This is a genomic window from Streptomyces sp. NBC_00223 (assembly GCF_036199905.1).
Lineage (GTDB): Bacteria > Actinomycetota > Actinomycetes > Streptomycetales > Streptomycetaceae > Actinacidiphila.
In genome coordinates, this window is record NZ_CP108109.1 from 6,115,325 (window position 1) to 6,127,594 (window position 12,270).

The following is a 12,270-nucleotide window of genomic DNA, read 5'->3' on the forward strand; positions in this document are numbered from 1 at the left end:
CACCGACCCGGCGGACCCGTCACCACTCCGCACAGGCGACCGCAGCCCGAGCCCGGCCTGACCAGGGTGGCCCCGGGGGCAGCAGACGAGGCGGCCGCAGGAATGGGTGATTCCCCGAAAATTCCGGTCCGCGGGATTTTGGCGAATTCTCCCCGGGCGCGCCCGTGTCCCAATTCCGCGGCCCCTGCCACATGACCGTGGCCCGTGTCACACTGCCGTTCTGAGCGACACGTGCATGCCACTCAGTTGCATAGACGACGGAGAAGATCGGCACGGGGAGATCGCTGGTGGAACTGCGCATCCTTGGCCCCCTTGAGCTGTGGGCGAATGGCCGGAGACACCGACTCGGAACCCAGCAAGAAGGACGCGTACTGGCGATACTTCTGATGGCCGAGGGCAGAGCGGTTCCGGTGGACCGGCTCATCGATCAAGCCTGGGACGGAGATCCACCACCGAGCGCTTCGGAGACCCTGCACAGCTACATCTCCCGCCTGCGGTCCCGGCTTCGCGCCGCGATCGGCGACCAGGTCAGTCTGGATTTCTCCTCACGCACCTACTCGCTGCGAATTCTGTCGGGGTCGGTCGACCTCATGAGTTTTCGGCATTTGTGCCGACAGAGCCGACAGGCCGCCGAACGCGGGGACGTCGAGTACGCCGTCACCCTGCTGCGGGAGGCCGAGGCATTGCGGCGGGCCGAGCCTCTCGCGGGACTCACGGGATACTGGGCCGAGTCCGTGCGGGAGCGGCTCCGGGAGGAACTGCGGGAGGCCACGGAATCCCGTATCCGGCTGGAGTTGTCCCTGGGCAGGCACGCCCAGTTGGTCAGCGAACTGAGGGAACTGGCCGGTCTCAGCCCGGTGGTCGAACCCGTGGTGGCCGACCTGATGATCGCGCTCTACCGATGCGGCCGCCCGGCCGAGTCGTTGACCGCGTACCGCTCGGCCCGCCGGCGGCTCCAGGACGAACTGGGCCTGGAGCCGGGACGGGAACTCCAGGAGCTTCATCAGCGTGTGCTCAGGCGCGATCCCGAACTGCTCCTTCCCGTCGAGCCCGAACACCCCCAATTACCGGCGGTGGACAACCTGCCGCGCGACATACCCGATTTCACCGGACGCAGGGAGGAAATCGGCCTGCTGCTCGCCCAGTTGGGAGAACCGGGCGGCCGTACGGCCCTGCCGCTCGCGGTGGTGCACGGAATGCCAGGCGTGGGCAAGACCCGCTTGGCCATTCGCGTCGCGCATCTTCTCCATGAGCGGTATCCGGACGGGCGTCTTTACATCAATTTACGCGCTTTCGGCAGTCAGCCCCCGCTCGATCCCGGCGGCGCGCTCGCCCAGTTGCTCATCACGCTCGGGGTGCCGGTGGAACGCCTGCCGGCCGGACTGGACGAGCGGGCGGCCCTCTGGCGGGAGTTGACCGCCCGGCGCAGAGCGATCGTCGTTCTCGACGACGCCTACGACGCCGCTCAAGTACGTCCGCTGCTGCCCGGCACCCACAGCTGCTCGGTACTGGTGACCAGCCGGCACCGGCTCACCGACCTCGAAGGCTCCTGGTCGCTCTCCCTCGAAGTGCCCTCCCCGTCGGAGGCGTCGGCGCTCTTCACCCGGGTGGCCGGCCGGGCCCGCACCACGAATTCCGCCGCCCTCCGCCGTACGGTGGAACTGTGCGGATACCATCCCCTCGCACTCCATCTGGCCGCCGCCCGCCTCCGGCACCGGATCGGCTGGGACATCGAGGATCTGGCGGACCGGCTGACCCGGGCGGCCTCACTGCTCGATGAGATCGACACGTCCTTGGGCATCGCCACCGCATTCGAACTCTGCTACGCGGAACTGGACATCGGGGACCGGCGCCTTTTCCGCCGTCTCGCTCTCCACCCGGGACCCGATTTCACCGTCGGAGTCGCCGCCGCGCTGGCGGGCGAGGAAGAAGGCCGGACACGCCGCGGTCTTGACACGCTCCTCGACGGCCACCTCATCGAGGAAAGCGGACGTGACCGGTTTCGGACCCACGACCTCATTCGTGAATTCGGACTGAAGACGGGAGATCGCGAGGATTCCCCGGTCGTACGGCAGGCCGCCGTACGGAGAATGCTGGACCACTATCTCCTCCACGCGGACCGGGCCGACCGGCTGGCCCGTCCGCACCGCCGCCGTATCGGCGTGCCGCCTTCCGTGCCCGGCCCGACAGCGGCCGATCCACGGCTGCGCACCGCCGAGGAGGGCGAGGCGTGGCTCGACCTCGAACGCGCGAATCTGCTGGCCGCCGCCCGTACGGCGGTCGCGCGGTCGCCCGACCACGCGCTGTTCTTCCCCCATGTCCTGGGCCCGTCCTTCCTGGCATGGGGAATCTGGGACACGGCGACGGATCTCTACACCGCGTCGGTGGACCTGGCACGGGAAGGCGCCGACGACGCGGTGACCGGCCGACTGCTCGCGGAAATGGCCGCGTTGCTGTGGAATCAGGGGGCACACGACGAAGCCCTGTCCGTAGCCGAGGAGGCATGGGCCATGGGCCGGGACCGGGACGACCAGGAGACACAGGCCCAGGCCCTCATCCAGATCGGCCGGAGCCGTCTCATCGACGGCCGCCGTATCGACGCCTTCGACTGCCTGGGCCGGGCATTGGCCTTGCACCGGGCCACCGGAAACCGCGGTGGTGAGGCATACGTTCAGAATCTGCTGGGCGTCGCCCTGTCCCACGCCGGCCAATACGCGGAATCCGTCGAACAGTTCCGGGCCATGCTCGCCACCAACACGGACATCGGTGATCGCCTGGGCCAGGTGAAGGCGCTGAACAACATCGGCGAGGTCTTCTCCATTCTGGGCCGGTACGAGGAAGCCCGCGGCCATTACGTCCGCTCGCTCGCCCTGGTCCGTGTCATCGGCGGCCGCCAGGAGATGTCCAATCTGTTCACCAACATCGGCAACATCCGCCGGGCGACCGGGGACTTCGAAGGGGCGCTCTCCCAGTACCGCCGTGCCCTGAACGCCTACCGCGACACCAGTGACCCGAGGGGGGAGGCGGACGTGCTCATCTGCATCGGCCAGACCTACCTGGAGATGTCCCGGCACAATGAAGCCCGGCTCCACTTCAAGATGGCCGAGCACGTCGCGGACCGGATCGGCGACCGCTACGCGCGTCAACAGGCACTGGTCGGTACGGCCCACGCGCAACGGGCCTCGCGGCAGTTCGGTCCGTCGATGGCGACGTTCCAGGAAGCGCTGCGCCTGGCCGAGGAGATCGACATCCCGCTCGCCGTCGGACGCGCGCTGGACGGGATGGGCCAGACCCTGGAGGCCATGGAGGGGGCAGCGGCGGCGCGGAATTGCTTCGAACGCGCTCTCGCCGTGTACGAGCAACTCGGCGTCCAGGACGCCGAGGCGGTGCGGAGAAGGCTGGGTGCCTCGGGAGCCACCGGATCCTAGCGGCTCCCGACGTTCGCTGTCAGAGCCAGCCGAACCACATGAAGATCTCAAGCTTCTCATCGGCCGTCGTGGGCACGCCACAGCGCATTGCGGATTGCATATGCAAATCGCTCCTTAGAAGTTACGCGCTACTACGCACGGGCAGGGATGTGCTGGTCCGTATGTGCGAGAGCACTCGCCGTGATCATACCCTGGCCGGAGGGCGCCGGCGCACACCGTTCCGGTGGGCCCTCAGGGTGGGTGACGAATCGTCACTCCGTGCACGTTGCAGCCGTTGGCACAGGGGTTGGCCAGCGGATACGCTGACTCATGAGTGAGCGGCCGCCGATGCCGCACGGCTTCGGCGCGGGTCCGTCCGCTGCCGCGCGCCCGGCCCGTGGTGCGCCCGCGCGAACCCCGGCCATATCGCCCGCAAAAGTGGGCTGCGCGTATTTGCTGGCGCAATGGCGTGCTGCCCCCGACGGCCCTCGGAACGGGCTCGGAACAGGTTCGGAAGGGGGCGGGCGAGCATTCCTCCGCCCCCGGAGACAGCCCCCGCCGCAGCCGTCCGGCGGGGTTGGGGCGCGGTGGGGCGGGGCGGGCGGCGTCTAGACTGGGCGCTCGCGCGGTCGGGTGTGCGGTGCGGGAGGGGCGAGGGGTGGCGGCGATGGGCATGGGCGACTTCGAGGAGCTGCCCGCCGAAGTGCTGACCCAGGCCGCCGTCGCCTTCGGCCTGCTGGCCTCGCCCGCCCGACTGCACCTGGTGTGGGCCCTGATGCACGGCGAGAGCGATGTGAGCGCGCTCGCCGAGCGGGTCGGCGGCGCCCTGCCCGCCGTCAGCCAGCATCTGACGAAGCTGAAGCTGGCGGGTCTGGTGCGCTCCCGCCGAGAGGGCCGGCACGTGGTGTATCTCGTGGACGACCCGGACGTGGAGACCATGGTGCGCTGGCTGTTGGGACAGCTCGCCGACCGCGGCGGGCACACGACGGCGCCTGGGCGCATCCGTGATCTGGGCGCCTGACGGAGGTCCACGTCCCCTGGCCCGGGTCGCCACCGAACCGCGCGGCACCGCGGACACGGACACGCGCCTCCCGGGCGCCGCCGCCGAGCGCGATCCGACCGGCCTGCCCACCTTGGAGTTCCTGCGCGTTCTGGGCACCGAGCCCCGTGGTCTCCCGGAGTCGCGGGCCGAGGAGCGCCTCGTCCGGTACGGCGAGAACGTCCTGCCCGCGCTGCGGTCCGTCTCCTGGCCCCGGCGCTTCGCGCGCAGCCTGCGCGATCCGTTCACCACGGTGCTGTTCTGCCTCGCCCTGGTGTCGGCCGCCGTCGCCGCCTGGACCACCGCCTGCGTGATCATGGCGCTGGTGACGGTCAGCTGCGTGCTGCGGTCCAGCGGCGAGTACCGCGCCGACCGGTCGGCGACAGGGCTGCGCGAACTGGTCGCCGCCACCGCGACCGTACGGCGCCGGACGGACGTGAACAGCCCGCCGGAGACCCGTGAGGTCCCCGTCGACCAGCTCGTGCCCGGCGATGTCATCCTGCTCGGCCCCGGCGACCTGGTCCCGGCCGATCTGCGGCTGCTGCGCGCCAACGGCCTCACGTTGCACCAGGCCGCCCTCACCGGCGAGTCCGCCCCCGTCGCCAAGTACCCGGTGGAGGTCCCCGGCCCGACACCGCCCTTTCCGGCCGGCCGTCCGCATCTGTGCTTCCAGGGCAGCAGCGTGGCCTCGGGAAGCGGCACCGCGGTCGTCGTCGCGACCGGGGAGCGCACCCGGTTCGCCGCCACCCACGGCGGACCGGCGCCGCGGCGGCGCGAGACGGCGTTCGACCGTTCCGTGCACGGCATCTCCTGGTCCCTCATCCGTTTCATGCTGCTGACACCGCCGCTGGTGCTGATGTCCAACGCCGGGCTGCGCGGACGCGGCCTGGAGACCATGCCGTTCGCGGTCGCGGTGGCGGTCGGACTGACCCCCGAGATGCTGCCGGTCGTCGTCACCACGGCCCTGGCCCGGGGAGCGTCACTGCTGGCCCGCCGCAGCGGTGTCATCGTCAAGAGACTGCCCGCGCTCCACGACCTCGGCGCCGTCGACGTCCTGTGCACGGACAAGACCGGCACCCTCACCCAGGACCGGCCGGTCCTGGAGTCCGCGCTCGGCCCGGACGGGCGGGACGACCCCGGGGTACTGCACTGGGCGGCCGTCAACAGCTACTGGACCCTCCAGCTCGCCGAACTCCCCGCCCCCGACGCCCTCGACGAGGCGCTGCTGACCGCCGCCGGGGAGCGCGACGAAGACCTCGGCCACGACGCCCTGGCCGCACTGCCCTTCGACCCGGTGCGCCGGCTGGCCACCGCCGTCGTACGGCGGCCCGGCCGGCCCGGTGCGCACACCCTGGTGGTCAAGGGGTCCGTCGAGGCGGTCATCGGCCGCTGCACCCGGGTACGGGCCGGCGGACAGGACACCGACCTGGACGACGACACCCGGGCCCGGCTGCTGCGCGACTGCGCGGAGCGGGCCGAGAGCGGGCTGCGCGTGCTGGCCGTGGCCCTGGCCGAACGCCCGGCCCGGCTGGGCCCGTACGCCCTCACCCCGGCCGACGAGTACGGGCTGACCTTCCTCGGCACCGTCGGGCTGCGCGACGCCGCTGCGGACACCGCGGCCGACGCGCTCGCCGCGCTCACCGGGCACGGCGTCGCCGTGAAGGTGCTCACCGGCGACCATCCCGGCACCGCCGCCCGCGCCTGCCGCGCCATCGGTCTGGACCCCGGCGAGGTGGTCACCGGTGACCGGATCGACTTCCTCGGCCAGGACGAACTGGCCGAACTCGCCGAGCGCACCACGGTCTTCGCCCGCTGCTCGCCCCGGCACAAGGCCCGCGTGGTACGGGCGCTGCGCGCGGGCGGCCGGGTCACCGGCTTCCTCGGCGACGGCATCAACGACCTGCCCGCGCTGTACGCCTGCGACGTCGGGATCACCCCCCGCGAGGCCACCGACATCGCCCGGGAGGCGGCCGACGTCGTCCTCGCCTCGAAGGACCTCACCGCGATCGACCACGCGATCGTCGCCGGCCGCCGCAGCAGCGGCAACATCGCCACCTACCTGCGGATCGCGCTGTCCTCCAACCTCGGCAATGTGATCGCGATGCTCACCGCCGGACTGCTGCTGCCCTTCCTGCCGATGCTCCCGGCCCAGGTTCTCGTGCAGAATCTGTGCTTCGACGCCGCGCAACTCGCCTTCGCCTACGACCGGCCGTCGGCCGCCGAACTGCTGCGGCCCTCGGTGCTCGAACCCCGCGCGATCCTCCGCTTCGTCACCGCCTTCGGCGTCCTCAACGCCGCGGCCGACATCGCCACCTTCGGCGTACTCGCCCTGTCCGTACGGGGGTTCGGCGGCCCCGGCGGCCAAGCGGCCTTCCAGTCGGGCTGGTTCACCGAGAACCTGCTCACCCAGGCGCTGGTGATGCTGCTGCTGCGTACCGGCCGCCACGCCGCGGAAGGCCGGGTCCCCGGCCCGATCCGGCTCAGCACCTGCGCACTGGCCGCCATCGGTCTGCTGCTCCCGCTCTCCCCGCTGGCCCCCGCGCTCGGCCTCACCGCCCTGCCGCTCTTCTACTACACGCTGCTGGCCGGGGTACTGACGGCGTACGGAACCGCGCTGGTGGTGGCCAAGTCCCGGTACGAGGCCCGCGCCGCCCGTGGCACGGCCCGGGAAGGGGCCCTGCCGGCGGCCGGCGCCGGGTGAGGCAACGGGCCGCCGACCGCGACAGGAGGCCGTAAAAGGGCGGAAGAAATGCTCAGTTGCGCAAGAATGGAACCATCAGACCGCCGTCCGGGAGGGAATGGGGATCGTGATGGGTGCGAGCGAGGCCGAGGGGGTACTGGACGAGTTCGTGCGGGAGTCCCCTCCCTCCCAGCAGGACCAGGTCCGCTCCGTGTACCAGCCGGTGGAGGTGTACGACCGGGCGGGCCGCCCCTGGCCGGGGACGATCCTGGCCTGGCGCGTGGGTCCTGACGGCGTGAGGAGCTGCCATCTGCGGCTGACGGGCGCGGGGGCGCCCCGGTGGACGGCCTTCGACCCCGAGCGCATGGTCCCACTGGTCCAGGGGGGTACGTGACGCCCGCGCAGGTGGCTGGCCGGGTCCGGCGTCAGGGGGCGGAGTCCGGCTTCTTCGTGGAGACCGCGTAGGCCTGCGTGGGCGTCATCGGGACGCCGTTGACCCGTACCGTCCTGTAGTGGCTGGTCGGGGCGCAGTCGGAACCCTGGTCCGCGGTCTGGGCATGGGCCTGCGCGACGGCCGCCCGGGTGTCGACGGGAGCGGCGGACGGGGTCCCGCCGGGGTAGACGGTGCCCGTACCCCAGTCGGCTCCGATCACCAGGGTCAGGCCCGGGGCGCTGCCCTGCTGGAGATGGCTCCCGGGTATCCCGAGGACGCGGGCCACGGTCCTGGCCTGGTCCTGCTTCCCGGCGCCGTAGGTCAGCGCGGTGGTGGCGGCGGGCGCGGGGGCGTTGCCGTGGGAGGTGCCGGGGGCGAAGCCCTTGGCGGTCAGTTCGCCGGCGACGGCGGCGGCCCGGCCCCCGATGCCGGTGCCGTTCTCGACCCGGACGGTGATCCGGGCGGCGGGCACGGTCGCCGTGGGCCGGGCCGTCGCGGAGGCGGCCGGGGACTTGGAGCCGTCGGGGGAGGTGAGCGGCTGGTCGTCGGCGATGCTGGCGAACAGCGCGTCGGCGCCCGCGCCGACCACGACCCGGTTGGGGTCGGCCGGGTCCGGGCCGGTCTGCATGGTGGTGAAGATCATCCGCCGGGACGGCACCTTGTCCAGGTCGCCGGCCAGTCCGATCAGCTTGGCGACGCTGCCCAGGCCGGTGTCGACGGTGAGCGCCTTGGTGGCGGCGTCGGCGAGCCGGTAGACGGCCGCGGGGTTGGTGAGGGTGCCCGCGCTCTTGAACTTGCGGATCATCGAGCCGAGAAAGATGTGCTGGGCGTAGGTGCGGCCGAGGTCGCTGCCGTCGCCGAAGCCGTGCCGGGAGCGGACGAACTCCAGGGCGGCGTCGCCTTTCAGGGTGTGGGAGCCCTTGGAGAGCTTCAGATGCGAATAGGTGTCGTAGACGTCGTCGCTGACGCACACCGAGACCCCGCCGACCGCGTCGGACATCGTGACCACGCCGGAGAAGTCGAGCATCACGAAATGGTCGATGGGGATACCGGTGAGCTGGTGCACCGTGGCCACCTGGCAGGCGGGGCCGTACAGCAGCGCGCTGTTGATCATCCCCTGGTAGCCGGGCGTCGAGGCACCGGTGTCGGCGTTCCGGCAGGCGGGGACGCGGGTGATGGTGTCGCGGGGGATGCTCATCACGGTGGCGTTGGAGCGGTCGGCGGAGACATGGACCACCATCTCCACGTCCGCGTTCCGGCCCGCCTCCGACGAGGCCCGGCCGCAGCCACCGCCCAGCTCGCAATTGGCCTTGTTGCTCCGGCCGTCGGAGCCGATGACCAGGATGTTGATCGGTGTGCGGCCGAAGGCGTCCGCCTTCTCCGTGCCGCCGACATCGCCGTTCGCGCCGTCGCTCAGCGAGACGCTGTGGAGGTTGCCGTTGAGGTGGTGGTAGAACCAGGCCCCGGCGCCGGCGGTCGCCAGGATCAGCACGGCCAGGGATATCGCGGCCACGCGCAGCCCGCGCCGCCCCCGCGACACCTGCTTGCGGCGCCCGCGCCCGCCCCCGCCCCCGCGTGCCGCGGCCCGTGCCGCCGCGCGACCGGCGGCGGCCGGGGGAGCGGAGTCGGTGCGGCTGCCGTCAGGGCTGTCCCAGGGGCCGGACATCTCTACTCCTCGTACGGACAGGCCCACGGGCCGACGGCGTGATCACGGTCCGGGCCGTCGGCGGGAGCCCGCCGCGGCCGCGGGGCGGCGGCGAGCGGGACGCCATCGCATCCACTACGACGAATCAGGACGGGATTTGGTTGCACAGTTGCGCAAAGTGGCAACAGTCGAACGGACTGCCACCACGCCGTGGTCAGACCGTGGGTCAGGCCGTGGGTCAGGACCGGCAGCGCGGGTGCGGCAGGACTGGGCGGGTGCGGCAGGACAGGGAACCGACGAGGCCCCTGTGCCGGTGGGTCGAGACGCCGAACCTCTCACCCGACCGCACGGGAGCCTCGTGCGTCCCTCTTCAGAGCTTCGCGCCTTGGATTTCCTGCGAGCCGGCACTGATCCCCTGAGCGTCCTGCGGGCTGTCGGCAGACTCCTGGGTCTTCTGCGGCCTGTCGGCGAGCTTGAGCCAGATCACTCCGACGATGATCACGCCCAGCCACAGCGCCTGGACGGCGGTCAGAGTCTCGTTGAAGAAGACGGGACCCAGCAGCGCCGCACCGGCCGACCCGATTCCCGCCCAGACGGCATAGCCGATGCTGACCTCGATGGTGCGTAAGGCGACGCTCAGCGCCCAGAGCGTCAGAAGGAAGAACACGACGGCGACCAGCGACCACGTCAGGCGGGTGAAGCCATGGCTTCCACCGACGGAGAGCGCGTAGCCGATTTCGAAACCTCCGGCAAGGAGGAGCGTGAGCCAGGGGCTGGCTGAGGAGCGGCCGGTGTTGGGCATGTGCCCGGGTCCTTTCGTAGAGATGGGTCGGGCGACGGCGGGATTCCTAGGCGGCACCGCTGAGCTGGAGGCCGACCACCCCGGTGATGATGACGACGATGCCGAGTGCCTTGCGCCAGTCCAGGCGCTGGCCGAAGAGCAGCGCTCCGAGAAGGGTGATGCCGATACCGGCGATGGAGGTCCAGATGGCGTAGCCGACGCCGACATCGAAGGTCAGCAGCGCCTTGCTGAGGAAGTAGGTGCCAATGGCACCGCTGACCAGGGTCGCGATGGTCCACGGGCGGTTCTTGAAGCCTTCGGCCTTGCCGGCCGAGATGGCGACGGTGATCTCGAAGATGTCCGCGATGGCGAGGTAGAGCCACTGCATGGCGCAGTCCTTTCGTTCGGTGAGGGTCGGCGTCGCGGGAGCGGCCCGCCGCGGAACCGTCGTGTCATGTCAGCACCCGTCAGTTCCGCAGGCGGCACCTCGGGCGACGGCCTGTTCGATCTGGATGTCGAGCACGGCCTTGCGGATCTGGCCCACGGCGGGGACACCCTCTATGCGGTGGCGTTCACCGATGATGATCGTGGGAGCGACGGAGACGCCGTACGCCTCGGCGGTCCGCAGCGCCTTCTGATGGGTCCCGGTATAGGTTCCGGCCGTCAACGCCTCGGTGAAACCGGCCTTGTCCAGGCCCAGTTCGGAGGCGATGTCGGCGAGGACGTCCAGTCGGCCGATGTCCCGGTTCTCCTGGAAGAAGGCCCGCAGCATACGCGGGGTGTATTCCGCGGCCCTGCCGTGCTCGGCCGCGTACTGGTAGCCCTCGAAGGCCAGCCCGGTCCAGGGCTGCGGTGAGACGGTGGGCAGGGTGATGTCCACGCCCATCCGGCGGGCCATCGGGTAGACCGAACGGGCCCAGATCGCCGGCAGGTACTCGTCCTCCGGGCGCAGTGTCGGGGTCGGATGGGGCCGCAGTTCGAACGGCATCCACTCGATCTCGACGTCGAGGTCGTGGGTGGCCTCGTGAAGGGGGCCCTCGGCGAGCATGCAGAACGGGCAGACATAGTCCGACCAGACCTTGATGCCGACCTTGCCGGTTTCCGTCCCGGTCATGTCCGCCTCCGACTCATGGCGAGGAAATCCGCGAACGGCTCTGTCGCGTCCGGTGTCTTCAGCGAGGTGACCTTGACGCGCCAGTCGACCGGGTCGTCGGCGAAGATCGCGTACGAGCCCGAATAGTCGAAGCCGTACCGTGCGGCCGTCGCGCGGTCGGCCGCGTAGACGATGTGGCTGACGTTGAAGTACAGCGAAGCCATGTAGCACAGGGCACAGGGCTCACCGGAGGCGATCAGCGTGGCCCCGTCGGTGGCGTGCAGTCCGTATGCGGCGGTGGCCGCGCGCAGGGCGACCACCTCGGCGTGCGCGGTGGGATCGTTGTCCTCGCGTACCCGGTTGAAGCCGGTGCCGAGGACACGACCGCCGTTGACCACCACACCGGAGAACGGGATGCCGCCCTTGGCGACGTGCTCGCGGCTGATCCGTACCGCCTCACGGACGTACTCGGTCAGCTCGCTCTCCGAAATCTCGGATGTCTCGGAAACTTCGGAAATCTCGGAAATCTCGAAATTGGGCAACTTCGCTCCCCGGCTCAGGTAGCGGTCCGGTATGTATTTGCTTGTACGTACATATTTCCACGACCCTTAGTGTCCGCCGGTAAGAGCGCAGCGGGCAGACAGATCTTGCATGAACATGTATCTTGCTGTCAATGCCCATGGGAGGAGCTCCGCCATGACCGTCATCTCTTATATGACCGCCGCATCCTCTGACCAGGGCATGTGGCGCAAGGTCCTCGCCCTGTACTCGCACGTGGAGGGTCAGCTCGCCCAGGCGCTCCAGCGCAAGCACGGGATAGGACTGTCCGAGTTCCGGGCCCTGGAGTGCCTCTCCCAGGCCGCCGACGGCGAGTTGCGCATGCAGGAGCTGGCCGGCGAGGTGGGGCTCGGCCAGAGTTCCGTGACACGCCTGGTCGGGCGGCTGGGCGCGGCCGGCTTCGCCTTCCGCGATCTGTGCCCCAACGACAAGCGCGGGGTGTACGCGGTCATCACCGAAGAGGGCAGGCGCCGTTATGCCGACGCCCGCAGCACATATGTCGAGGTGCTCAGCTCGGCGCTGAACACCGCGGGGGCCACCCCCGAGCTCGCCGGCGCCGTCCAGATGCTGCGCAGCGGCGCCTGACCGGCGCGGGGACGCATCGCTGCGTCCCCGCCCCTTCAGCACGCGGATG

10 protein-coding genes are annotated in these 12,270 nt (G+C 70.6%); 5 read left to right on the forward strand and 5 right to left on the reverse strand.

Annotation, left to right across the window (positions count from 1 at the left end):
- The first annotated feature begins 287 nt into the window (after positions 1-287).
- From OHA30_RS26140 to OHA30_RS26155, 4 genes are all read left to right on the forward strand, one after another.
- Positions 288-3,428, forward strand: coding sequence for an AfsR/SARP family transcriptional regulator (locus OHA30_RS26140; protein ID WP_328916320.1), 3,141 nt, complete (start codon positions 288-290; stop codon positions 3,426-3,428).
- Between the two features lie 646 nt (positions 3,429-4,074).
- Complete coding sequence (locus OHA30_RS26145) at positions 4,075-4,428, forward strand: ArsR/SmtB family transcription factor (protein WP_328918003.1); 354 nt, start codon at positions 4,075-4,077, stop codon at positions 4,426-4,428.
- A complete protein-coding gene (gene mgtA / locus OHA30_RS26150) occupies positions 4,412-7,147 on the forward strand; it encodes a magnesium-translocating P-type ATPase (RefSeq protein WP_328916321.1) in 2,736 nt (911 codons plus the stop codon). Before OHA30_RS26145 ends, mgtA begins: the two co-directional genes overlap by 17 nt.
- Positions 7,148-7,256: 109 nt before the next feature.
- The gene (locus OHA30_RS26155) at positions 7,257-7,520 is read left to right on the forward strand and encodes a hypothetical protein (protein ID WP_328916322.1); all 264 of its coding nucleotides are present in this window, start codon (positions 7,257-7,259) and stop codon (positions 7,518-7,520) included.
- 31 nt (positions 7,521-7,551) lie between these two features.
- On the opposite strand, the gene OHA30_RS26160 is transcribed toward OHA30_RS26155, so the two are convergent.
- The 5 genes from OHA30_RS26160 to OHA30_RS26180 form a co-directional block, all read right to left on the reverse strand.
- Complete coding sequence (locus OHA30_RS26160) at positions 7,552-9,225, reverse strand: LCP family protein (RefSeq protein ID WP_328916323.1); 1,674 nt, start codon at positions 9,223-9,225, stop codon at positions 7,552-7,554.
- Positions 9,226-9,574: 349 nt separating this feature from the next.
- Entirely contained in the window at positions 9,575-10,006 is a 432-nt protein-coding gene (locus OHA30_RS26165) for a DMT family transporter (protein ID WP_328916324.1), read from the reverse strand.
- A gap of 46 nt (positions 10,007-10,052) precedes the next feature.
- Entirely contained in the window at positions 10,053-10,373 is a 321-nt protein-coding gene (locus tag OHA30_RS26170) for a DMT family transporter (protein ID WP_328916325.1), read from the reverse strand.
- A 69-nt stretch (positions 10,374-10,442) separates the two neighbouring features.
- Positions 10,443-11,099 (reverse strand): DsbA family oxidoreductase, encoded by a 657-nt coding sequence (locus tag OHA30_RS26175; RefSeq protein WP_328916326.1) that lies wholly within the window; start codon positions 11,097-11,099, stop codon positions 10,443-10,445.
- Entirely contained in the window at positions 11,096-11,620 is a 525-nt protein-coding gene (locus OHA30_RS26180) for a nucleoside deaminase (RefSeq protein WP_328916327.1), read from the reverse strand. Before OHA30_RS26180 ends, OHA30_RS26175 begins: the two co-directional genes overlap by 4 nt.
- 154 nt (positions 11,621-11,774) lie before the next feature.
- On the opposite strand from OHA30_RS26180, the gene OHA30_RS26185 reads away from it, so the two are divergent.
- Positions 11,775-12,221, forward strand: a complete 447-nt coding sequence (locus OHA30_RS26185; protein WP_328916328.1) for a MarR family winged helix-turn-helix transcriptional regulator — start codon at positions 11,775-11,777, stop codon at positions 12,219-12,221.
- Positions 12,222-12,270: the final 49 nt, after the last annotated feature.

Excerpts from the sequence above, each read along its gene's own strand:
- OHA30_RS26145 (WP_328918003.1), top strand. The coding sequence starts at position 4,075 with ATGGGCATGGGCGACTTCGAGGAGCTGCCCGCCGAAGTGCTGACCCAG.
- OHA30_RS26155 (WP_328916322.1), top strand. The coding sequence starts at position 7,257 with ATGGGTGCGAGCGAGGCCGAGGGGGTACTGGACGAGTTCGTGCGGGAG.
- OHA30_RS26160 (WP_328916323.1), bottom strand. The coding sequence starts at position 9,225 with ATGTCCGGCCCCTGGGACAGCCCTGACGGCAGCCGCACCGACTCCGCT.
- OHA30_RS26165 (WP_328916324.1), bottom strand. The coding sequence starts at position 10,006 with ATGCCCAACACCGGCCGCTCCTCAGCCAGCCCCTGGCTCACGCTCCTC.
- OHA30_RS26170 (WP_328916325.1), bottom strand. The coding sequence starts at position 10,373 with ATGCAGTGGCTCTACCTCGCCATCGCGGACATCTTCGAGATCACCGTC.
- OHA30_RS26175 (WP_328916326.1), bottom strand. The coding sequence starts at position 11,099 with ATGACCGGGACGGAAACCGGCAAGGTCGGCATCAAGGTCTGGTCGGAC.
- OHA30_RS26185 (WP_328916328.1), top strand. The coding sequence starts at position 11,775 with ATGACCGTCATCTCTTATATGACCGCCGCATCCTCTGACCAGGGCATG.